This window comes from Lysinibacillus sp. S1 (assembly GCF_044986265.1).
Taxonomy (GTDB): Bacteria; Bacillota; Bacilli; order Bacillales_A; family Planococcaceae; genus Lysinibacillus; species Lysinibacillus capsici.
The window spans coordinates 2,698,124-2,721,149 of the sequence record NZ_CP173154.1; the positions used below are offsets into that span (position 1 = coordinate 2,698,124).

20 protein-coding genes, 1 pseudogene and 1 other annotated feature are annotated in these 23,026 nt (G+C 37.8%); of the genes and pseudogenes, 3 read left to right on the forward strand and 18 right to left on the reverse strand.

Annotated elements, in window-relative coordinates; all coding sequences use genetic code 11:
- Positions 1-25 precede the first annotated feature (25 nt).
- The gene (locus ACHZEU_RS13405; RefSeq protein ID WP_016995246.1) at positions 26-1,300 is read left to right on the forward strand and encodes a cation:dicarboxylate symporter family transporter; all 1,275 of its coding nucleotides are present in this window, start codon (positions 26-28) and stop codon (positions 1,298-1,300) included.
- Between the two features lie 45 nt (positions 1,301-1,345).
- On the opposite strand, the gene ACHZEU_RS13410 is transcribed toward ACHZEU_RS13405, so the two are convergent.
- From ACHZEU_RS13410 to ACHZEU_RS13455, 10 genes are all read right to left on the reverse strand, one after another.
- Positions 1,346-1,966, reverse strand: a complete 621-nt coding sequence (locus tag ACHZEU_RS13410; RefSeq protein ID WP_048391009.1) for an RraA family protein — start codon at positions 1,964-1,966, stop codon at positions 1,346-1,348.
- Between the two features lie 99 nt (positions 1,967-2,065).
- Positions 2,066-2,974: a PAS domain-containing methyl-accepting chemotaxis protein gene (locus tag ACHZEU_RS13415; RefSeq protein ID WP_016995248.1), complete on the reverse strand. Its 909-nt coding sequence runs from the start codon at positions 2,972-2,974 to the stop codon at positions 2,066-2,068.
- A gap of 129 nt (positions 2,975-3,103) precedes the next feature.
- Positions 3,104-3,613 carry a TIGR00730 family Rossman fold protein gene (locus tag ACHZEU_RS13420; RefSeq protein WP_233732272.1) on the reverse strand — a complete coding sequence of 170 codons (510 nt, stop codon included), beginning with the start codon at positions 3,611-3,613 and terminating at the stop codon, positions 3,104-3,106.
- A 107-nt stretch (positions 3,614-3,720) separates the two neighbouring features.
- Positions 3,721-4,389 (reverse strand): deoxynucleoside kinase, encoded by a 669-nt coding sequence (locus ACHZEU_RS13425; protein ID WP_048391003.1) that lies wholly within the window; start codon positions 4,387-4,389, stop codon positions 3,721-3,723.
- Entirely contained in the window at positions 4,389-5,024 is a 636-nt protein-coding gene (locus tag ACHZEU_RS13430; protein ID WP_048391001.1) for a deoxynucleoside kinase, read from the reverse strand. The genes ACHZEU_RS13425 and ACHZEU_RS13430 overlap by 1 nt, the downstream gene beginning before the upstream one ends.
- 198 nt (positions 5,025-5,222) lie before the next feature.
- Positions 5,223-7,634: a heavy metal translocating P-type ATPase gene (locus tag ACHZEU_RS13435; RefSeq protein WP_279493558.1), complete on the reverse strand. Its 2,412-nt coding sequence runs from the start codon at positions 7,632-7,634 to the stop codon at positions 5,223-5,225.
- A gap of 81 nt (positions 7,635-7,715) precedes the next feature.
- On the reverse strand, positions 7,716-7,922 hold the full coding sequence (gene copZ, locus ACHZEU_RS13440) for a copper chaperone CopZ (RefSeq protein WP_036121975.1): 207 nt from the start codon (positions 7,920-7,922) through the stop codon (positions 7,716-7,718).
- A 31-nt stretch (positions 7,923-7,953) separates the two neighbouring features.
- Positions 7,954-8,286, reverse strand: coding sequence for a metal-sensing transcriptional repressor (locus ACHZEU_RS13445; protein WP_048390994.1), 333 nt, complete (start codon positions 8,284-8,286; stop codon positions 7,954-7,956).
- Positions 8,287-8,352: 66 nt separating this feature from the next.
- On the reverse strand, positions 8,353-9,306 hold the full coding sequence (locus ACHZEU_RS13450; RefSeq protein WP_279493557.1) for a cation diffusion facilitator family transporter: 954 nt from the start codon (positions 9,304-9,306) through the stop codon (positions 8,353-8,355).
- Positions 9,307-9,326: 20 nt separating this feature from the next.
- Positions 9,327-9,662, reverse strand: a complete 336-nt coding sequence (locus ACHZEU_RS13455; RefSeq protein ID WP_004233978.1) for a metalloregulator ArsR/SmtB family transcription factor — start codon at positions 9,660-9,662, stop codon at positions 9,327-9,329.
- A gap of 223 nt (positions 9,663-9,885) precedes the next feature.
- On the opposite strand from ACHZEU_RS13455, the pseudogene ACHZEU_RS13460 reads away from it, so the two are divergent.
- Positions 9,886-10,401 (forward strand): annotated as a pseudogene (locus ACHZEU_RS13460) (nucleoside deaminase).
- A 95-nt stretch (positions 10,402-10,496) separates the two neighbouring features.
- Here ACHZEU_RS13460 and ACHZEU_RS13465 read toward each other — a convergent pair.
- The 6 genes from ACHZEU_RS13465 to pdxS all read right to left on the reverse strand — a co-directional run bounded on the left by ACHZEU_RS13465 (position 10,497) and on the right by pdxS (position 18,079).
- Positions 10,497-12,092 (reverse strand): amidohydrolase, encoded by a 1,596-nt coding sequence (locus ACHZEU_RS13465; RefSeq protein ID WP_404803491.1) that lies wholly within the window; start codon positions 12,090-12,092, stop codon positions 10,497-10,499.
- The gene (brnQ, locus tag ACHZEU_RS13470; RefSeq protein ID WP_054548497.1) at positions 12,089-13,420 is read right to left on the reverse strand and encodes a branched-chain amino acid transport system II carrier protein; all 1,332 of its coding nucleotides are present in this window, start codon (positions 13,418-13,420) and stop codon (positions 12,089-12,091) included. The genes ACHZEU_RS13465 and brnQ overlap by 4 nt, the downstream gene beginning before the upstream one ends.
- A 108-nt stretch (positions 13,421-13,528) precedes the next feature.
- Positions 13,529-14,863, reverse strand: coding sequence for a sigma 54-interacting transcriptional regulator (locus ACHZEU_RS13475; protein ID WP_404803492.1), 1,335 nt, complete (start codon positions 14,861-14,863; stop codon positions 13,529-13,531).
- A 141-nt stretch (positions 14,864-15,004) separates the two neighbouring features.
- On the reverse strand, positions 15,005-16,285 hold the full coding sequence (gene serS, locus ACHZEU_RS13480) for a serine--tRNA ligase (RefSeq protein WP_048390985.1): 1,281 nt from the start codon (positions 16,283-16,285) through the stop codon (positions 15,005-15,007).
- 75 nt (positions 16,286-16,360) lie between these two features.
- Positions 16,361-16,580, reverse strand: a binding site (T-box leader).
- A 49-nt stretch (positions 16,581-16,629) separates the two neighbouring features.
- Positions 16,630-17,193: a pyridoxal 5'-phosphate synthase glutaminase subunit PdxT gene (pdxT, locus tag ACHZEU_RS13485; RefSeq protein ID WP_404803493.1), complete on the reverse strand. Its 564-nt coding sequence runs from the start codon at positions 17,191-17,193 to the stop codon at positions 16,630-16,632.
- 1 nt (position 17,194) lies between these two features.
- Positions 17,195-18,079, reverse strand: coding sequence for a pyridoxal 5'-phosphate synthase lyase subunit PdxS (gene pdxS, locus ACHZEU_RS13490; RefSeq protein WP_404803494.1), 885 nt, complete (start codon positions 18,077-18,079; stop codon positions 17,195-17,197).
- Between the two features lie 102 nt (positions 18,080-18,181).
- On the opposite strand from pdxS, the gene ACHZEU_RS13495 reads away from it, so the two are divergent.
- Positions 18,182-19,600 carry a PLP-dependent aminotransferase family protein gene (locus tag ACHZEU_RS13495; RefSeq protein ID WP_404803495.1) on the forward strand — a complete coding sequence of 473 codons (1,419 nt, stop codon included), beginning with the start codon at positions 18,182-18,184 and terminating at the stop codon, positions 19,598-19,600.
- A gap of 15 nt (positions 19,601-19,615) precedes the next feature.
- Here the strand turns inward: ACHZEU_RS13495 and asnB are convergent, their stop codons facing one another.
- Both asnB and ACHZEU_RS13505 read right to left on the reverse strand, forming a co-directional pair.
- Positions 19,616-21,454: an asparagine synthase (glutamine-hydrolyzing) gene (gene asnB / locus ACHZEU_RS13500; RefSeq protein WP_404803496.1), complete on the reverse strand. Its 1,839-nt coding sequence runs from the start codon at positions 21,452-21,454 to the stop codon at positions 19,616-19,618.
- 99 nt (positions 21,455-21,553) lie between these two features.
- Positions 21,554-22,885: a D-alanyl-D-alanine carboxypeptidase family protein gene (locus ACHZEU_RS13505; RefSeq protein ID WP_081010913.1), complete on the reverse strand. Its 1,332-nt coding sequence runs from the start codon at positions 22,883-22,885 to the stop codon at positions 21,554-21,556.
- Positions 22,886-23,026 lie beyond the last annotated feature (141 nt).

The following is a 23,026-nucleotide window of genomic DNA, read 5'->3' on the forward strand; positions in this document are numbered from 1 at the left end:
TAATATTAGGGGAGGTACAAAGGATTTGAAAAAGAAATTTAAAGTCAGTTTAGCCGCTCAGATTTTAATCGGTTTGATTTTAGGGATCATTGTTGGTGGTATCTTTTACGGAAATCCCAAAATTGAGACATATCTACAACCATTAGGGGATATATTTTTACATCTTATTAAGATGATTGTTGTACCGATTATTATTTCGACATTAATCGTTGGTGTTGCTGGTACTGGAGATATGAAGCAACTTGGACGATTAGGCGGGAAATCTATAATTTACTTTGAGATTATTACTACAGTTGCAATCGTAGTTGGATTACTTTCCGCAAACATTTTCCAACCTGGTGCAGGTCTTAACATGAATGAATTATCTCAAGGGGATATTTCGAAGTATGTATCAACAACTGAGGAAGTTCAGCATGAGGGACCATTTGATATCATTGTAGGCATTGTCCCAACAAATATTATTCAGTCAATGGCTGAAGGTAATATGCTAGCAATTATCTTCTTCTCAGTTATTTTCGGTTTAGGGGTTGCTGCAGTAGGAGATCGAGGGAAACCAGTCTTAGACTTCTTCCAAGGGGTAGCAGATGCTATGTTCTGGGTAACAAACCTCGTAATGAAATTCGCGCCACTAGGGGTATTTGGTTTAATTGGTGTAACCGTTTCCAAATATGGGTTTGCTTCACTGGTTCCGCTTGCCAAATTAGCAATTCTTGTTTATGCAACAATGCTATTCTTTATCTTTGTCGTTCTTGGACTTGTGGCAAAATTCGCAGGAATCAGCATCTTCTATTTAATTAAAGTATTAAAAGATGAGCTAATTTTAGCCTTCTCAACAGCAAGTTCTGAAGCTGTGTTACCACGTATTATGATGAAAATGGAGAAATTAGGGGCGCCAAAGGATATTGTATCTTTTGTTATACCTACCGGTTACTCCTTTAACTTAGATGGGTCAACACTATATCAAGCCATTGCAGCATTATTTATTGCACAAATGTACGGTATTCACCTAAGCATTGGTGAACAAATTACGTTAATGCTTGTATTAATGGTTACATCAAAAGGTATTGCAGGTGTACCAGGCGTATCATTCGTAGTACTTCTAGCAACTTTAGGTACTGTAGGTATTCCACTTGAGGGACTAGCCTTCATTGCTGGTATTGACCGTATTCTTGATATGGGACGTACAGTTGTTAACGTAATTGGTAACTCATTAGCGTCATTAGTAATGGCTAAATGGGAAGGCCGTTTCGATCGAGAAAAGATGAAAAATTACTTTAATGATAATGAAAATCTAGCGTAATTTAAAAAAATCCTCACGATGTTGGATGGCATCGTGAGGGTTTTTTTATTTTGCTAACACTTTATCTAAATAAGCGATAATTGATTCTTTTCCATTGGCATGTGCTTCTTGAGCGCGTTTTTCATCTTTTTCAAGCTTAGCCTCTGCCGCTACAGCAATTTTTTCAGCATCTTGCTGTGGCACAACAATTACACCATCCACATCCCCAATAATATAATCACCAGGATGAACCGTAACTCCTCCAATGGCGATCGGTACATTTACTTGACCACCGCCATTTTTATTGCCTGCTGCTACAGTAGTGCCCAACGAAAATACAGGGAAATTTAATTCGCGAATTGCTGCAATATCACGGATTACACCATCCACAACAAAACCTTGTACACCTATCCCTTTTGCTAAGGAGATCACAAAATCTCCAGCAACAGCTCGGTTTGTATTTCCTTTTGCATCAATGACTAAAATATCCCCTTCATTTGCAGCCCTAATCGCTTCCAAAACTGCCCCATTTTCACCATCTGGTAAACGTACAGTTACAGCTCGCCCAGCAACTTTAAAATGGTCTGCTAACGGCTTAATATCACTTCGCACATTGGTATGCCCGCCAGTTGCATCTGAAATAGCTGTTGTTGGTAAATGCTGAAAGCTTACTTCCACTTTTGTCATACATAACACCCCTATTATGATTAATGACTTACACTAGTATTGTAAATAAAAAATATATCCTATTTCAATATATCTCGAAAATAGTAGTCATTATTAGAATTAAATAATTTCAATAAATTGCTTTGATTGCTCGTCTAAGGCTTCAGCAGCAGATGCTATTTCACTAAAGTCATTTGCTGTGACAGTAATTTGTTCATTTGTTTTATCTATTTTTTCTGCTATTTTTGTAATACTATCAGTCACCTGACCAATTTCTCGCTCAATACCCTCCACATTATCCTTCACTTCTGAAATAGATTGTTCAACTCTTACAGAAAGCTTACGTACCTCTTTCGCCACTACATCAAAACCTCTACCATATTCTCCAGCCCTAGCGGCTTCAATAGCTGCATTTAATGCCAATAAATTAGTTTGTGAGGCAATTTCTTGTATAGTTTTGACAATCCCTTTAATAGAATCTGCTTGTTTCTGAAGCTGTACAAGATTACTTACATTTTCATTTGATTCCTTTGAAACCACTTTAATGGTTTCTAGTAGATCTTGGCTATTTTGAATGCCCGCCTCTGAACGCTGGTAAAGCTTATTAGACATGCCCTTCAACTTGTCGGCAACACTAACTATCTCATGTTGACGTTCAGTGATATTGGTAGCTATTTTGGATACACCTATTACTTTTCTTGTATTATTTGCGAAGACAGGCATATATGTCGCTTCTAGCCAAATTATATTACCTCTAGCATCAATTCTTTCTATTTTGTCCTGATAGCTGTTTCCTGCCGTTAGGTGGCGCCAAAATTTATCGTACTCCATACTATTAACGAAATCAGGCAAACAAAAGTCTTTATGATGTTTTCCTAGCATTTCCTGCACTGTATAGCCTAATGTTTGAGCAAATAGTTCATTGACATACGCCACTCTTCTATCCATATCGAAGCGGATAATGGCTATATTGCGTTCAATAGCCTGTACTACTAAATCATCGGTTACTTGAGCCTCTACACTATGCATAAAGAACACCCCATCCGTTACTAATTTTTTACTTAAAATTTAATTTTATATTACATTAATTATGCCTCAGTGTAATTGCAGCAGATGTTAGTGTACCTGCTGCATCAAGATAAAAAACATGGAGAATGTTCATCCATGTTTTTTTAATAAACGTAAAATCCCTTCAGAGGTAGCCGCTACACGTAAGAACTTCTTTTGCTCTGCAAGTATAAAGCCCTCCTCTAGCATTGTTTTAAAATGCTGTAGAAGTGCATCATAGAATCCATGGACATTATATAAAATGACAGGTTTTGTATGAAGTCCAATCTGAGCCCAAGTAAATACCTCAAAATATTCATCTAAAGTCCCTGCGCCACCTGGCAGAGCAATAAAAGCATCTGCTAACTCGGCCATTTTAGCTTTACGAATATGCATAGAGTCTACAATATGAATTTCTGTTAATGAGGCATGGGCCAATTCACGCTTTTGTAAATGTGTTGGCATCACACCAATCACTTCTCCTCCAGCTGCTAAAACAGCATCGGCTACCTTCCCCATTAGGCCTGTTTTAGAACCACCATAGACAACCCCGTGACCGTTTTTTGCCAGTGCTGTACCAAGCTCTGCAGCTTTCTCTGCATAAATAGGACTTTTACCCAAACCGGATCCGCAATACACTGCGATTCTTATAATAATCCCTCCTATTCAAAAAACGTGAAACAATCGGCTATATATTGTCTCACGTTTTTTGGTCATTTATTTTACTTTTATTTTCGTAAATGGCTTGTTTGTTTTAGCATATGACTGATACGGCTTACAATTGCTTCAATGGCATCAGGATTTTTTAATAAATCATAATCATTAATATCTAAACGTAGAACTGGACAAGAATTAAAATTATTTATCCAATTTTCATAGCGTTCATGCATTTCTATCCAATAATCATTCGGTGTTTGTTGCTCCATTGTACGTCCACGCTCTTGAATACGTCCAATAACTGCATCAATAGGTCCTTCAAGATAGACAAGCAAATCTGGATGTGGGAAATAAGGTGTCATCACCATTGCATCAAACAAATTTGTATAAGTCTCATAATCTGTTGGACTCATTGTTCCTTTATCATAATGCATCTTAGCAAAAATGCCAGTATCCTCATAAATAGAACGATCTTGTACAAATCCTCCACCATATTCAAAAATACGCTTCTGTTCTTTAAAACGCTCTGCTAAAAAGTAGACCTGTAAATGAAAGCTCCATTTTTCAAAGTCCTCATAAAATTTATCAAGGTATGGATTTGTGTCTACTTTCTCGAACGAGGTACGAAAGTTCAGTGCCTCTGCTAAAGCCTTTGTCATCGTCGATTTTCCTACCCCAACAGTACCTGCAATCGTAATAACCGTTTGTGGTGGAATATCGTACTTCTCTCTTAAATTCATTATTGCAAACTCCTTTGTTGTAACGTATCTTTAATTATTTTTAAAACATGATTTAAATCATTTGGATTTTTTACAAAATCAAGCTGATCTCCATTAAATCGAATAACTGGAATTTCGGGATGCATGCTTTCAAAATGCTCGATAAAAGAATGATAGTCGGCCACAAGCTGCTCCATGTAATCACGTGAAATCATCTTTTCAAACTCTCGCCCTCTCATGGCGATACGCTTCATTAATGTCTCAACGCTGGCATATAAATAAACCACTACATTTGGAACAGGCATGTCTTTCGTTAAAATTCTATAGATCTCTTCATACTTCTCGTATTCAGTTGGTGCCAATGTACGCTTCGCAAATATTAAATTTTTAAAAATATGATAGTCTGCTACAACAGGTTTGGCATGTGCTAAGCGAAATTTTTTAATATCGGTTAGTTGCTTATAGCGATTACAGAGGAAGAACATTTCCGTTTGGAAACTCCACTCCTCAATGTTTTCATAAAACTTATTTAAAAAAGGGTTTTCGTCTACAATTTCTTTTAATAGATGGTAATTAAATGTCGCTGCTATCTCTTTCGATAAAGAGGTTTTACCAACACCAATCGGACCTTCTACCGTAACAAATGGAACCGTCACCAGAAGCTCCTCCTTTTGTTCTATGGATTCGATCATTGTGTCCTACATAAAATGAATCAGTACCTTTCATTTTATCATAGTAGGAAAATGAAAAACAGAATCAACCTATTGTTCTAGTAAATTTACCTGGGATATTCTTCTCATGATGACATAGAAAAAAGACATCGAGAATCTACTTCCCGATGCCTTTATACTTATTTATAATTTCACTCGTTGTAAACGAAGTGCATTTAATACGACCGAAACTGAACTAAAGGCCATCGCTGCGCCTGCTACCCATGGAGCAAGCAGACCGAGTGCAGCAATTGGAATACCTAATGTATTATAAGCAAATGCCCAAAATAGATTTTGTTTAATATTACGCATTGTTTTTCTACTCATTAGAATGGCATCCGCGATACTATTTAAATCTCCACGAATAAGCGTAATATCTGCAGCTTCCATTGCCACATCTGTCCCTGTACCAATTGCCATCCCAATATTCGCTGTTGCTAAGGCAGGTGCGTCATTAATACCATCACCAACCATCGCTACTTTTTTCCCTTGGGCTTGAAGTTTTTTCACTTCATCAGCTTTACCTTCTGGTAAGACTTCTGCAATAACATGATTCACGCCTACCTCTGTTCCAATTGCTTGAGCAGTACGCTCGTTATCACCAGTCATCATGATGACCGTAATACCCATATCCTGTAAACGACGAATAGCTTCTTTTGATGTATCTTTCACGGTATCAGCCACAGCTACTAAACCTGCATATTGCCCATTAATGGCTGCTAACATGGCTGTCTTACCATTTCGTTCTAGTTGCTCCATTGTTGGTAAAATATCATTAATATGAATACTATATTGTTGCATTAATTTACGTGTGCCAATGATAACACCTTGACCTGAGACAGTTGCCTGCACACCATAACCCGGTATTGCTTCAAAGAATTGAACGTCACCTAAAGCTATGCCGCGTTTTTCTATGCCTTGAACAATGGCTTCAGCTAGTGGATGCTCTGACTGCTTCTCTGCTGCTCCGATTAAGGATAAAAAGCGTGCTTCATCTTGCTCTGGCGCTAACAGAACATCTGTAAGCTCAGGTTTACCATGTGTCACTGTTCCTGTTTTATCTACAACAACTGTATCTATGCCTTGTGTTTGCTCTAAATGTTCTCCACCTTTAAATAAAATACCAAACTCAGCTGCACGTCCAGAGCCTGCCATTATTGAAGTTGGTGTTGCTAACCCAAGTGCACATGGACAAGCAATGACAAGAACTGCGATTAATACCTCTAAAGCAGGTGTAAATTCCCCTGGACGGACCCAAATAATCCAAATTAAAAAGGTTACAATGGCTATGCCAACAACAATAGGTACGAAAATCCCCGAAATCTGATCTGCTAAACGTTGAATAGGTGCTTTTGATCCTTGAGCATCTTCGACCACTTTAATAATTTGTGCTAATGCTGTATCACGTCCAACCTTTGTTGCAGTCATTTTAATAAAACCATTTTTGTTAATAGTTGAGCCAAATAATAGATCACCTTGCTTTTTATCAACTGGTAGACTTTCTCCTGTTAGCATCGATTCATCAACAGCCGTTGTCCCCTCTATTACCTCACCATCTACAGGAATTTTTTCACCTGGTTTCACTAAAATAACATCGCCAATAATAACTTCTTCTAATGGGACCTCCTTTTCTATACCGTCACGTACAACGATTGCTGTCTTTGCCTGAAGTCCCATTAGTTTTTTTATGGCTTCAGATGAGCGTCCTTTTGCCTTTGCCTCAAATAATTTACCTAATAAAATAAGTGTAATTAATACAGCACTCGTTTCAAAATAAAGATGTGGACCATGATGTGATCCTATCGTTACAATCGCTTGATAGACACTATAGAAATAGGCCGCTGATGTCCCCATCACAACAAGCACATCCATATTTGCACTACCATTGCGTAATGCTTTATATGCCCCTACATAAAATTGTTTACCAATAATAAATTGCACTGGCGTAGCCAATACCATTTGGACCCATGGATTCATTAGAAATTCTGGAACATATAAAAATGACGTAAAGGAAAAATGACCAACCATCGTCCAAAGCAGTGGTAAAGAAAGTATTGCCGATAAAATAAATTTATGTTGTTGCTGTTTGATAGCTTTTTCACGATGATCCACTGTTTCCCGCTCATCTGCCTTTTGATGTGCCCCATAGCCTAGCTTCTCAACTTTTGTAATGATATCTGCGATGGATACTTCCGAAGGATTAAACTCGATCATCGCTTTTTCCAGTGCTAAGTTGACATTAGCAGAGGAAATACCACTTAGTTTATTTAACCCTTTTTCAATGCGAGTCGCACAGGCTGCACATGTCATACCTGTAATATCAAGTTCAGCTTTTTGTTTAACAACACCATACCCAAGTGCTTCTATTTTCTTTTCAAAATCTGCTTCACTTAGTTTAGTTGGGTCATATTTAATAGATGATTTTTCAAGTGCTAAATTTACTGTTGCATGTTCTACACCATCCATTTTATTTAACCCTTTTTCTATTCGAGTGGCACAGGCCGCACATGTCATCCCTGTAATTTGCAAATTAGCTTCCTTATGATCAGAACTCATTTACCTTTCACCTCTCCTTATACCGACTAGGGGTATATATTTTTGAAAATAAGAGAGTGCCACAGAAGCACTCTACAAATTTTATTTTACTTCATAGCCTTGATCATCAATTGTCTCTTTAATTTGATCAAGTGATACTTGTGCATCGTCAAATGCAACATCAACTAAACCTTCTGCTAAATTTACTTTTACTTGTTCAACACCAGCTAAAGCACCAACGTTTTTTTCAACCGCGTTTACACAATGACCACATGACATTCCTTGTACGTTTAATGTTACGTTTTGCATAATAAAATCTCTCCTTTTGTATGTTTTCAATCTATTTTTTCATTAACTTTTGAATCGTTATTACTAACTCATCTAATACTGCTTCATCGCCCTCTGATAGACGATCCACAACACAGCCCTTTAAATGACCTTCTAATAATATTTTTGCCACACTATTTAATGCAGATTGTGTAGCAGATAGTTGCGTAATAATATCATCACAGTAAACGTCTTTATCAATCATTCCCTTAATACCACGAATCTGACCTTCAATTCGATTTAAGCGAGTTGTTAAATCCTTTTTCACACGCTCAGGGTGATGACTTTTTCGGCAAGACGTAGCTTCCTCTGTATGACAAGCTTCTTCTTTTACTGTCTCCTCCATTCACTACACCTCCTATTTGTAATTATCATACTATACCCAAGAAGGGTATGCAAGTCATAAAAAATTTTATTTTTCATCGTGATGATGTTCATGGTCATTTTCTAATTTACATAAAATAGAATTATCATGTCGATGTAAGGATGTTTCTAATTGAATTGTTACATGCTTAATGCCCTTATGTTGAAGATTATGTTCAATTTTCCGCAAGATATGCTCACTCTCAGCTATTTTCAATTGATCATTTACAACCGCATGACAGGATAATGCATTCGTTCCACTAGTAATTGTCCAGATGTGTAAATCGTGGATACTTTCTATTCTATCAGTCTGCTCTATTAACTGAATAATCTCCTGAACATCTACATTTGAAGGTGTCCCCTCCATTAAGACATGAATGGAGGCTTTTGTGACATGGTAGCCACTTCGTACGACCAATAATGCAACAATAACGCTTGCAAGAGGATCTGCCCAGCCCCAGCCAAAAAACATAATTAATAGTGCCGCAACAATAGCTCCTACAGACCCTAGCATATCACTTAGTACATGTAAAAATGCTCCGCGCATATTTAAATTATCCTTTGTATCACTTCCACGCATCATAATCCAGGCAACTAAAATGTTTACGAACAAACCAATTATACTAATTATAAGCATTCCAGTTGTAGCTACTTCTGGTGGGTTTGTAAATCGTTCAATTGCTTCATAGAAAATAAATAATGCGATTCCTATTAATGTAATGCCATTCAATACTGCAGCTAGAATCTCAAATCGTTTATAGCCGTATGTCTTACTATAGCTTGCAGCTTTTTCCCCAAACATAAAAGCTAACATTGCTATGCCTAAAGAGATAGAGTCGCTTAACATATGCCCTGCATCTGATAAAAGAGCCAAACTATTTGTTAAAAAGCCACCAATGGCTTCCACTACCATATACCCTGTAATAATAATAAACGACAGTAATAATACCTTTTTATTTGCACCATGTGTATGATCATGGCCATGGTCGTGTTGATGTCCCATTGTTATTCCCCCATTTCATTTTAGTTATGAGCCGCATGCTCAATAGCCTGCTTCAATAAATTCATAATGTGATCATCGTCCTTAGAATAATATATGGTTGTTCCTTCTCTCCTAAATTTCACCAATCTTAAATTTTTAAGAAAGCGTAATTGGTGGGAAACGGTTGATTGGCCTAAATCTAAAATTTCTGCAATATCATTAACAGAATGTTCATCTGAACAAAGTAAGTTTAAAATACGAATTCGTGTTGGATCACTCAAGGCTTTAAAAGTCTGAGATACTACAAATAATGTCTCTTCATCTAAATGCTGATCAATATTTTTTTGCATTTCTGAACTGTTTAATTTTTCATCCATAGAAGTTTACCCCATTCTTCAATATTTATATATGAGCATGTGTTCATATATAAATATATATGGATATATAAGGAATGTCAACAAGTATTTATGCTTCGACATATTACATATCAATCGCTTACGCATGGCTGCAATGATTTTAGATGAATATAACATCCGAAAAGAAGTTAAAAGTAGCAATTACCAATTCAGCACGCTACACTACTGTTAAGGAGAGATATGAGTGGATATTTTTGACGCAGATCGTTTATTTATGAAACAAGCATTAGAGGAAGCTCAACAGGCTGCATTACTTGGGGAAGTACCAATTGGTGCAGTACTTGTTTATGAAGGAAAAATCATTGCACGTGCGCATAATTTAAGAGAAACAACGCAAAATGCAACAACACATGCGGAGCTGTTAGTGATTCAAGAAGCCTGCAAAAAAATAGGGAGTTGGCGACTGGAGGATACTACTCTTTATGTTACATTGGAGCCTTGTCCAATGTRTKCAGGAGCCATTCTCCAATCACGTGTACCCCGAGTTGTTTATGGGGCAAGAGATCAAAAAGCTGGCTRTGKWSATYYKSTTTRSSRKKWRKKRWAKGATGWRSRYYWKARWCATGAATGTGATGTAACAGAAGGGATTTTAGCCGAGGAATGTGGTCAAATTTTAACAGACTTTTTTAAGGCATTACGAGACCGTAAAAAAGCTGAGAAAAAAGCACGATTAGCTTCCAACGATGTAAATGGTCTTTAAAGAAGGTGCCTCCTAATGAGACACCTTCTTTAATATTTAAGGGAATGGCGATATATATGAAATATGTCGTAGCAGCGACCATCTTCATAACTAATTTATTGAGCTTGAATAGTGGATTGTGTAAAAACACATTCTCCTTCGATATATGTAGCGAATGGTTTTACATGCATAAGCTGGTTATGTGAAAGCGTCAACAAATCGTCTGTTAGTACAACAAAATTAGCTTCATAGCCCTCTTTTAACTGACCAACGTTCTCCATACGAATCATCGTCTTGGCATCAACTGTGTATAGCTGTAATGCCTCCTCTACAGAGATTTTTTCTGCGGTACCTAAATCTGTTCCATCATAGGCTGTTCGTGTAACAGCTGCTTGTATCGTAACAAAGGGATTAGCCGCTTCTGCCCATGATGTAGCAGGCGCATCTGAAGAGAGCGCTGTCGCAATCCCCCTCTTGAGAAATGTTTGTACACCATATAATGTCTGTGTTTTTTCTAGCCCTAGATTCTCTAAATAACTCTCAATTTCACAAAATAAGAAGATGGGTTGTGGCACAAAGCCTATCCCCCATTCAGCAGCTTTTTGCAAGGCACTTTTAGATGGCATGGCTGCATGCTCAATACGAACAGACGGTGCATCTGTTAACCAAGCCTTTTCCTCATAAAATGTGTCGACAATTAGATCAATGGCTCTGTCCCCCATTGCATGAACCACTAATTGAATACCATATTCTTTTGCTACCGCAGCAGCCGCTAGCAGCTCCTCTTTCGAAGTCATCGCTATGCCTTTTTCATCACTTCCCAAAAATGGCTCAGAAACAAGTGCTGTACGGCCTGAAACACTGCCATCCGAAAATAGCTTAATGCCTCCGATATAGGCTCCTGCAGAACGATCAATAGTATTTGCTGTCAACAGCTCATATCGTTGAATATCTTCCCAGATATAATAAACTGCTACGCGTTTCTTAAAACCTTTTTYTYGGGCTTTACGATACAGGCCTAAATAATCAATTGGTGCTACCGTGGCCATTAATTCTGTAATACTTGTTACACCATAGGATGCCAAAGTTTGTGATAGCTTTAGGAGCCTTTTGACAATCTCTTCTTCAGATGGTGTAGGTAAATGCTGTAGTACTAGATTACGTGCATTTTCACGCAGTACGCCTGTAGGTTCTCCATTTTCATCCCGATCGATTTGTCCACCCTGTGGATCAAGCGTATCCTTCGTAATACCTGCGATTGCTAATGCTTTACTATTAACCGATATAATATGACCACATGTACGCATAACAATGACAGGTAACTCTGTAGAGGCACGGTCTAAGTCCTCTTTTAAAGGCGCTCTTTTTTCCTTTAGTTTCCCTTCATCATAGCCCCAGCCTAATAGCCATCCCCGCTGACTTGCATCACAGTTTGCTAATGCATTAATTATATCCTCAATAGAATAAATATATGGAGGTAAACAAGCCACTTGTTCCATAACATCCGCTAACATAATCGGATGCATATGAGCGTCAATAATCCCAGGAATAATGACCTTTCCTTGTACATCTATTATTTCTCCCTGATAGGGGGGTAAATCTTCCTGTTGTCCAATCCAAAGTATCTTTCTTCCTTCGATTACCATAGCAGTTGCAGATGGCTGAATAGTATCTGCTGTATATATCTTTGCGTTACAAATAATTTGCATCATTTTTCAACTCCTATTTCTTCTATACCAAAAGTAGATTTTTCAGGATCTTCTGCTTTCAGCACCTTATGCAAAATAGTACCGATAATAAAGCCAACAATAGATGGCATAATCCAAGCAAATCCACTAGACTGCAATGGTAAATGCATGACCAACTGTGTCACACCAGGTATCGTAATTTCATAGCTAGCAAATGTTTCAACGACGCTTACTAGAAATGCAAATAGCACAGTTCCTTTATAGGCTCCTGCATTTGGTACAAAACGATCAAAGGCTCCCAGTAGCACAAGTACAATAATGACTGGATAAATTACCAAGAAAATCGGCAATGTAATTTCGACGATGGCACCTACACCTAAGGAGCCAATAGTTGCGCCTACTACACACATAATAAAGACCCACGTTCTATAGCCAAGCTTCTCTTTTGTTAGTTCATTTAAAAACTGTGAGGATATGACCATGACACCAATCGCTGATGTTAAGCAGGCAAAAACAACACATATAGCTAGTAACGCTTTACCCAAATTACCAATGACACTAAAGGCAATGCCCGCTAATAGTTCTGTATCACTGCCAGGATTTGTGATGATGCCACTACTTGTAGCCCCTAAATAGAGCAGGCCACCATATACTGCAATTAACCCTATTGCAGCAATAGCCATTCCACCAAGCGCGACCTTTTTAGATTGTTTCCCTTTATAGCCATAGCCCACTATTGCTGCTAAAAAGATTGGCGCACAAAGAATACCTGTTCCCACATCTCCTGTTTGATAGGCTGCTATTATGGAGTTGGCAAAAACCCTTTCTGCTCCTGTATTAATTGCCGCTCCTATTGGGTCTAATACCCCTTTACCAATGAGGATAATAAGTATAAGAACAAGAACAGGCGTCAACCATTTTCCAATCTTATCGATCACATTTGATTGGTCCATCGCAAAGTAAAAGCAAATCGCGAAAAATGCTAATACTGACACAATTAAAGGTACGTTCGGAATAATTTGTGATACCCCTAATTCATGAGTTGTCGCTGACATCCTCGGTATTGTGACAACCATCCCAATACAAACCATCATGACCGTATTAAAGGCTTTATAAAACCAATTTCCGATTGGTCTTGTGAGCGCTTCCACAGTTCCCCCAGTATTATAAATTGCATACACCGCAAGCACAGGTAAAATAACACCTGTTAAGCTAAAGCCCATCAGAGCGGAGATCCATGATTCCCCTGCACTATTTCCTATGGAAGGCGGAAATATTAAATTCCCAGCACCAAAAAATATAGCAAATAAGGCTAGCCCCACGATTATCGTATGCTGCACAACTTTAGACATATCCTCAACCCCTTTATAATCGTTTACAGAAGATTTATCTAAATAATAAAAAATTTAATAACACAAAAAAAGGAGATAAATTTTTATCCCCTTTTTGTAAAATTTTTTTTACAACAATTCATATTTTAAACACTTATATTTTAGTAATTGACGAGATATACCTAAACGTCTAGCTGTTTCCGCTAATCGTCCATCAGTTTCACGCAACTTTTCCGCTATAATTAGACGCTCGTAGGCTTCCGTTAAATCTCGTAAATGTCCAGATTGGTTGTTTTGCATGATCGATTGAGTTGAATGTTGAACATTTTTTTTAATCCTCTCTGGAACATGTTCAACAAGTATTTCATCCCCAAGCAAATTATTATATGCCGATTCAAGGGCATTTTTTAGTTCACGCACATTCCCCGGCCAATGATAGGCATAAAATAACTGAATTACTTCATTACAATAGCTTACATTTTTCTGTAGTGTATGTTCATTGTAAAATTGTATATAAAAATCAAGGATAAGTGGAATATCTTCCTTCCTTAATCTTAGCGGTGGCAAATCAATTTGAAGAACATTTAAGCGATAAAATAAGTCCTCGCGTAGCCTTTTTTCAGCTAATAGTTTGTCCACATCTTCATTGACAGTAGTAATATACCGTATATCCAAGGGCTCACCATTTAACACTTTTATATCTACCGCATGTAAAAGTTTCGCCTGCAAAGATATATCCAATAAATTAAGGTGGTCAATGAGTAGCGTTCCTCCATTAGCCTCCTGTAACTTTCCACTTTTTGCTTCATTGTCCGAGCCGTATAGCTGAGTAAATATATTATCCTCTGTTAATGTTGAGCAGTTCAAAGTAATAAACGGCTTTGTATAGCGTTCACTTTCATTGTGTATGCCTTGTGCGATTATATCTTTCCCAGTTCCAGTTTCCCCAGTTAGTAAAACTGGTGCACTTTTTTGAGCACTACGACGTGCCTTTTCAAGTTGAGTTTTCATTTCGGCGTTTGTTGTAATGTAATCCTCTAAACGATAGGTTGTATGATTATCTCGATATAATTTATGTCCCAGGAAATTATCTAAGTATTTAATTTGCTTAGTTTCATAAAAATGTTTTGAAAATTCAATGGCACCAATGGCTTTTCCATGCTCCATAATGGGATAGGTCGAACTCAGTGATAAATAACTAAAACCGTTCAATGTTGTCAGTTGTTGTTCATAGTATAAAACTGGCTGCCCTGTTTGTATGACTTGAAAAACAGTACTTGTCTCATGTGATAAATTTTGATAATTATCAGTCACTGTGCTGTGAAAAAATTCATCTGGTGTTAAGCCGATTTCCAATAATATATTTAAATCTGCTAAATCATAAAAGATTGCACAGCCTTTATCATCTGTAATTAAAACATTATCAAATTCACTGAAAGCCTGTGCAAATTGTTGCAATTCCATGAATTTCTCCCCCTTGTCCCCATGAATATTACCCATTATAACGAATTTTCAAAAATTATGAGAGATTTCAATTTTAGCAACACAAAAAAGCTATTTTAGAACATCCATAAAGGAATTGTCTAAAATAGCTTTATCTGTCGTTTATTTTGGTGCGATTACTTCTTTACCACCCATATAAGGTCTTAAAACTTCAGGAATTACTACGCTGCCATCAGCTTGTTGGTAGTTTTCTAGAAGAGCAGCAACTGTACGGCCAATGGCAAGACCTGAGCCGTTTAATGTATGCACATATTCTGGTTTTGCATTTGGCTCACGACGGAAGCGGATATTTGCTCGTCGTGCCTGGAAATCCTCAAAGTTAGAGCAAGAAGAAATTTCACGGTACATGTTTTGTGCAGGAATCCAAACTTCTAAATCATATTTTTTCGCTGCAGTAAAACCTAAATCAGCTGTACACATTTTTAACTTACGATATGGTAAGCCTAGTAATTGTAATACTTTTTCTGCATGACTTGTTAAGAGCTCTAATTGTTCGTATGACTCCTCTGGTTTTACAAAACGTACTAATTCTACTTTATTGAACTGGTGTTGACGAATTAAACCACGTGTATCACGACCTGCAGATCCCGCTTCTGAACGGAAGCAAGCACTATACGCTGCAAAGCCTTGTGGTAAAGCTTCAGCCGGTAAAATCTCATCTCGATAGAAGTTCGTTACTGGTACTTCTGCAGTTGGAATCATAAAATAATCTGTTTCCTCTAATTTGAATACATCTTCCTCAAATTTCGGAAGTTGCCCTGTACCTGTTAGGCTATCTCGATTAACAATGACAGGTGGTAGCATTTCCTCGTAACCATGCTCCTCTGCATGTAAATCCATCATGAATGTCATTAATGCTCGTTCTAAACGAGCACCAAGACCACGATAGAATAAGAAACGGCTACCTGTTACTTTCGCGCCGCGTTCAAAGTCTACGATTTTTAAATCCGTAGCAAGGTCCCAGTGTGCTTTAATATCAAAATCAAATGTCGGAATTTCACCCCACGTATATTCTTCAACATTGTCATCCTCTGTTGTGCCTACTGGTACAGATTCATGTGGGATGTTTGGTAAACGCATCATCATATCTTTAAAGCGCTCTTCAACATCATTTAATTGTACATCTAATTCTTTAATTTCATCGCCAACCTGACGCATACGAGCAATGACTTCATCAGCATTTTCTTTGTTGCGTTTCATAACTGAGATTTGTTCAGATACTTTATTGCGTTCTGCTTTTAATTCTTCTGTTTTGGCAATCAATTCACGACGTTTTGCATCTAAGTCTTCAAAGTCATCTAAGTTTCCCAAGTCCTCATTACGTGTTAATAACATCTCTTTAATTTCCGTGAAATTCTCACGGACGCGTTTAATATCTAACATCTTCATACCTCCAATAGTTTCTTCATGATGGAAAATCGTTGCAGCGAAATGAACACAAAAAAGCCCTCATCCCTAAAAAGGGACGAGAGCTACCCGCGTTGCCACCCTAATTGACTAGACATATTTCTGCCTAATCCACTTATTTCATAACGGCATTTCAGCCGGCTACAGCCTACTTCATTCACTTCGACTGTGCAACTCCAGGACGGATTCACAAGTGCTTTTATCAGCTTCCACCAACCGCTGACTCTCTAAAAAAAACGTGCTTGCTACTACTTCCCATCATCGTGTTCAGTTATTTAAAATTTAAACATACTGTACTATATGAAAACAAATTTTGCAAGTCATACCATAGAGGTTACAAAATATTCAAGAATTCGTGTATCCTCTGTTAATTCGGGATGAAACGAACAACCCAATAAATGGCCATCTTGTGCCAAGATTATTTTCCCTTCATGTTGTGCAAGAATTTCAACACCTTTACCTACCGCTTCAATATGAGGTGCACGAATAAATACTGCTGGAATCCCTACACCTACTTTAGGAATATCTAGTTGTACTTCGAAGCTATCCACCTGACGTCCATACGAGTTTCTTGCTACAGTCACGTCCATCACAGCCAAATGTGGTTCATCTTCAATTAGATCCTTGGCTAATAAAATTACTCCCGCACATGTACCAAGCATCGGTAATCCTTGCTGAGCAAGTCCACGAATTAGCTCTAGCAGATCAAATCGATCCAGCAATTTTCTCATTGTTGTGCTTTCTCCACCTGGTAACACAAGTCCATCTAGGTTTCCTAAATCCTTTCTTTGTTTTACTTGAATTGCTTCACAACCAAGAGCTTCTAACATTTGTATATGCTCACGAACTGCTCCTTGTAATGCTAATACACCAATTCGCTTCATGCTACCAACCTCGCTCTTGCATACGCTCGTTGTGTCCAAGCTGTGCAATATCAATCCCCTTCATGGGCACTCCAAGCTCTTTTGATATTTCCGCAATAAGCTGATAGTCTTTATAATGAGTAGTCGCCTCTACAATGGCACGTGCAAATTTTTCAGGGTTCTCAGATTTAAAAATACCTGAACCAACGAAAACGCCATCAGCTCCAAGTTCCATCATTAAGGCTGCATCAGCAGGCGTTGCCACTCCTCCTGCTGCGAAGTTTACTACTGGTAAACGACCAAGACGTTTAATTTCTCTTAATAACTCGAAAGGAGCTCCTAGTAATTTCGCCTCTGTCATTAATTCATCCTCTGTCATTCCTACGACTTTACGAACCTGTGCATTTACTTTACGAATATGGCGAACGGCCTCCACAATATTCCCTGTACCTGGTTCACCTTTAGTTCGTAACATCGAGGCACCTTCCCCGATACGACGGGCTGCCTCTCCTAAATCACGACAGCCACACACAAACGGTACTGTGTATTCACTTTTTAATAAATGGTATTCTTCATCAGCTGGTGTTAAAACTTCACTTTCATCAATATAATCAACACCCATTGCTTCTAAGACACGTGCTTCAACAATATGACCAATACGTGCTTTGGCCATCACAGGAATAGTTACAGCCCCCATCACTTCCTCAACAATACGAGGATCGGCCATGCGTGCAACGCCACCTGCTTTCCGAATATCTGACGGTACTCTTTCTAATGCCATAACTGCTACAGCACCTGCAGCTTCTGCAATTTTTGCTTGCTCTGCATTAATGACATCCATAATGACGCCGCCTTTTTGCATTTCTGCCATTCCACGCTTTACTAGCTCTGTACCTGTTTGTTTCATTTTCTAACCTCCACCTTTATGATGAAGTTTAGTATAATAGAAATTGACCATATCAAAATATCCAGTTTTTAAAATATTTATAGGGTCAGGAGGTTCCAGATCATGGATATGCTTTTATTCCAGCTTGAAAGAGATAGTGATAAACCGCTTTATGATCAGCTTTATAACGGTATTAAAGAAGCTATTATTTCTAAAAAAATAACTGTAGGAGAAAAACTGCCTTCAAAAAGAAAATTAGCTTATTTTTTAAACATTTCCCAAACAACAATTGAAATTGCCTATGCTCAGCTATTAGCTGAAGGCTATATTATGTCCAAATCACGTATTGGCTATTTTGTAGAAGAAATAGATGAACTGCCCTACATTCAACAAGATACTATGGCGTCCATTAATGAATATCCTAAGAAAAAGTCTTACAAAATCGATTTTAATCCAGGATCTATTGATATCGATGCTTTTCCATTTCAAACATGGAGAAAGTATGCAAAAGAGCTTTTTGACGATACCTCAAAGGAGCTATTATTAACAGGGGAACCACAAGGTGAACTGTCTTTACGCACAGAGATTGCTAATTATTTATATCAATCCCGTGGTGTTGTATGCCACCCTGAACAAATTGTTATTGGTTCAGGGACAGAGCAGCTCCTCCCTATGATTCTCCGTCTTTTTAGTGAGGACACCAGCTTTGCATTAGAAAACCCCGGATACCCTGCCGTCCATCGAATGTTTTCGCAGCATAAACGAAAAGTTTATCCAATTGCAGTTGATGAAGAGGGCATAATTATTCATGATCTCGAAAAAACAAATGCTAATGTTGTGTATATTACACCCTCACATCAATTCCCAACTGGGGCTGTATTATCTGCTACAAGACGAGCACAAGCTTTAAATTGGGCGGCACAAAGCACCTCTCGTTATATTATTGAGGATGATTATGATTCGGAATTTCGTTATGCTGGAAAACCAATTCCTGCCCTACATGCATTAGATCGAAACGATAAAGTTATTTACATGAGTACTTTTACTAAATCTTTAATGCCATCCTTGCGAGTAGCTTATTTTGTACTTCCACCTAAACTACTTGCTACTTATAACGATGTCTTTAATTATTATTCATCAACGGTGCCTCGTTTTGATCAGCATATTGTAGCAAATTTTATGGGTGATGGGCATTTTGCAAAGCATCTCAATCGTATGCGTAAAATTTATCGTAAAAAACATGATAAACTAACTTCTATTTTAGAAAAATATTCATCATCCATTAACATTACTGGTGAACAAGCGGGTATGCATATTTTATTAGAGGTTCAACACACATTTTCAGAAAAACAATTACAACAGCTCGCCTCTCAAGCAGAAATCGGTATTTATCCATTATCAGCCTATAGACTAGATCATTATGAATCTTCACAAGCTCAATTTTTATTAGGTTTTGGAGGGATTCCCGTACAAGCAATCGAATCATCCATTGAGCAGTTGATGGATTGCTGGAGTATACAAAAAAATGACCCATCTACGTAGATGGGTCGTTTTAAATTAAGTCTCAATTAATTGAATTTGATAATGCTCAAACCAAGTATGAATTTGCCCTAGATAAGCTAAAAGCTGGGGACCTGCCATTAATTGCCCATACCACGGAACCTTAAAAGAGCTACCTCCCGATTCAATTAACTCCGCAAGCTTTTGTCGTTCAAATAGTTCATGCAAAATTGAATTTTTATCATGTAGAATTTCCTTCAACCATTTTTGCACTCCTGCTGTATAGATAGGATGATATGTTTTTGGATAAGGATTTTTTTTACGATATAACACTTCATTCGGCAATAGATGTGCCATTGATTTTCGAAGTAATCCTTTTTCTATTCCATCTAAATTCTTCATTTCCCACGGAATATTCCAGGCATATTCTACAAGCCGATGATCTGCAAAAGGGACACGTACCTCTAAACTTGCCCCCATACTCATACGATCCTTCCGCTCTAATAATGTTTGCATAAACCATAGCATATTTAAGTAGGACATTTCACGATGCTTTGCCTCTGCTTGACTTTCTCCATCTAGCAAAGGAACTTCAGCTATTGTTTGTGTATATAGCTGTTGTGCATAGGCTTCAATTTTTAATTTTTTGTTCCACTTCTCTTGGAGTAATTCACTTCTTTCAGACAATGAACGGATCCAAGGGAAACCAGTAGTCCTATCTTTAAACCATGGATAACCACCAAAAATTTCATCTGCACACTCTCCTGATAGCGCTACAGTAAATTCCCTTTTTATTTCACGACAAAACCATAATAAAGAAGAATCTACATCTGCCATACCTGGGGAATCACGAACAATGACCGATTCCACTAATAAATCAATTAACTTTTGCTGAGTGATTTCCTCTGCGTGGTGAGCTGTCTTGAAAGTTTCTGACATTTTTTGAATCCAGTACGTATCCGTGGAGGTCTGGAAAGAATGTGGGTTAAAGAAGCGCTCATTGTCTTCATAATCAATTGAATACGTATGCAATTGATGGTTTTGCTGTTGGAATCTATTTGCTGCAATGCCTGTAATAATACTGGAATCTAGTCCTCCTGAAAGAAACGTACAAATGGGTACATCCGAAACTAGCTGACGTTCTATAGCATCCGTTAACAAAAAACCAACATGTTCAATTGTTTCTCCTAATGTTTCTTCATGTCTACGGCTTTGTAGTTGCCAATACGGCCACTTTCTTAAACCTTCTTCTCTAGAGAATCGCATAGCATAGCCAGGTCGTAATTCTTCAATATTTTGAAAAAGGGTTTTACCTGGCGCTCTAGAAGGTCCTACAGCCATCATACTTGCCAACCCTTCAACGTTTACACATGCTTGAACCGTGGGGTGTGCTAGCAGAGCCTTCACCTCAGATGCAAAAAGTACACCTTCTTGTTGCTCTGTATAATACAAGGGTTTTACGCCTAGTCGGTCTCGACACAAAAATAAAGACTGTGTTTGCTCATCCCAAATACCGAAGGCAAAAATACCATTTAGAAATTCTACACACTGCTCTTTCCATTCAATATAGGCAGTTAATAGTACTTCAGTATCCGATTGTGTTGTAAAGCTGTGCCCTCTTTTTTGAAGTTCCTTACGTAGCTCCTCTGTATTATAAAGTTCGCCATTATATGTAATGACATAGTTCAAACCATCATGGATTTTTTTCATTGGCTGTTTGCCACCGATTAAATCAATAACAGCCAACCGTCGATGGCCAAATGCAATATGCTCACTACACCAAATATTTTCATCATCTGGCCCTCTCTTATTTAATGTTTGCGTCATCGATTTTAATATTGTGTCACTTGTTCTTAAGTCCTTTTGAAAACTAGCCCAGCCTGTAATGCCACACATTTAGCCACATCCTTTCGCCTATTAGCGTATGCTATAGCGTGTAAAAATGTGAAAAAGCACATGAATGCTTAAGTGCATTCATGTGCTCGTATTTAAATATTAAAACAATCCACCAACAAAGTCTGTAATGCCTCCCCATAAATTACCGAAGAAGTTACCTACACCTTGGAAGAACAATGAGATACCGCTAGCACGCTCTACAGCCTCTGTTGTGACAACATCGGATGAAATATCCTTGCCATCGATAAAGCCGTAATCTGTGCCTTCTGTGCGTTCAATAACGACCTTTCCTACAACAGTGCCTTTTTTAACGTCTGCCTCTAAACTCTTTTTATCTAAAACCAATGTAGGTTTATATAAGTCTTTATCAGAAGACTTAATCATAAATGAAATTGGTTCTTTTACTGCAATCGATACTTTGTCTTCTTTACCTTTTGTCACTTTAACTGTTTTTTGATCTTTGAATGTATAGTTCCCTGGTAAAATTTCTTGCTTTGAGAATTGTGAAAAGCCGTAGTTAAATAATTTCGCTGTGGCATCAAAGCGAGCTTCATAGGACCCTTGTCCATTTGCATCAACAGCTTTCATTACAACTGCAATCAAACGAGTACCATTGCGCTCTGCAGTACCTGTGAAGCAGTGACCTGCAAAGTTTGTTGTACCTGTCTTTAATCCATCTACACCTTGATATTCATACACTAACCCCGGTAACATAAAGTTCCAGTTAGACATTTTAATTGCATCTTCTGTTCCTTCACGGAATGTCTTTTTTGCAATTTTAGATGTTTCTAATACCTTTGGGTGATCTTTTAATAAATGATATGCTAATTTTGCTACAGATTTTGCAGGCATCACATTCTCATCTTCTGGGCCTGTGCCTGATGGGTGCATACCAAATAAATCAGCATTATTAAGACCAGTAGAATTGACAAATTTATAGCCCTCTAAACCAAGTTCTTCTGCTTTTTTATTCATTAACTTTAAAAATTCAGTTTCAGAACCTGCGATCGTTTCAGCAATAGCTACGGTTGCTGCATTTGCTGAATAGATTGCCATTGCCTCGTATAACTCACGAATCGTATAAGAGCCATCTCTACGTAAAGGTACATTACTTAATGCACGATTTTGAGACATACGATACGTATAATCTGTTACGTGATATTCTTGATCCCATTTAACTTTCCCTGCATCAATCGCGTCCAATAACAGGTATTCAGTCATCATCTTTGTCATACTTGCAATACCTAGTGAAGTATCTGCATTTTGTTCAAATAAAATTTTCCCTGAATCTGCATCAATTAAAATCGCAGCATCCACTGTTAATCCTAAATCTGTTTCCGCATTTGCCTTTGCAGGAATACCTGCAAAAATACTAAATAATAAAACAGGAATTAGGAGTAAGCGTAATACGGTGTTCATTTTCTTTTTCACCTTTAAAGCCCTCCAAAAAATAATCTTGTCCTCGACATTTTATCATAGATAACAACAAACGTGTTGACTCTCTACCATAAAAAAATGCTCTCGCGCCATCTTTGTAGACGATGCGAAAGCATAAAAGTTGCAAGTAATATA